This is a genomic window from Polaromonas sp. P1_G2 (assembly GCF_056405515.1).
The window spans coordinates 1-744 of record NZ_JBFUBY010000611.1; the positions used below are offsets into that span (position 1 = coordinate 1).

General features: G+C 56.6%; 1 pseudogene. It reads right to left on the reverse strand.

What is annotated here, in order from left to right:
* A pseudogene (locus AC1D0P_RS26505) lies at positions 1-645 on the reverse strand (PrkA family serine protein kinase); the annotation flags it as partial.
* Positions 646-744 lie beyond the last annotated feature (99 nt).

A 744-nucleotide genomic window follows, 5' to 3' on the forward strand; every position in this document is an offset into this window, starting at 1 on the left:
GGCGATGGCAATCTGGCGCAGACGCGACGGCATGAGCTTTACGACGCTGAACTTGGAAATATCACCGCCGATCTCGTCGAGACGTTTCGCGGCCCAGGGCGAAATCAGACCGGTGAGCCTTCGCCTGGCAATGCCATACTTGTCTTCCAGCAGGTCGGCCATTCGGTCGGGGTGGAAGAGGCCTAGCGGTGATTCGAAGACGGGGCTCACCTTGCCGTTGATGGCCAGCACGTAGATCGGCTGCTGCTCCATCAGCTTCTTCAGGCGTTCGGCCAGCGATGACTTGCCGCCACCGACCGGCCCGAGCAAATAGAGGATCTGCTTGCGCTCTTCGAGTCCCTGTGCCGCATAGCGGAAATAGCCCACCATCCGCTCGATCGTGTCTTCCATTCCATAGAAGTCTGCGAAACTCGGATAAATCTTTATGGTGCGGTTGCCGAAAATCCGCCCAAGGCGTTCGTCGGCACTGGTATCGATCAGTTGAGGCTCGCCTATGGCCTCGACCATTCGCTCCTGCGCCGTGGCATACATTCTTTTCGACTCGCGGCACGCAAGCAGATATTCCTGTAAACTCAGCGTCTCTTGCGCGCCACTCGTATATGTTTTGGAGAAGAGGTCAAAAACGTCGCTATCGCCCGGCCACATGGAATTCTCCTGCGGTTGCCTCTGCTAAGGTTCTGGTCATGCCAACCGCTACTTGATGAAACGCATTCCAGCCCAGTTTGTTCCGTACATGTTCCAACT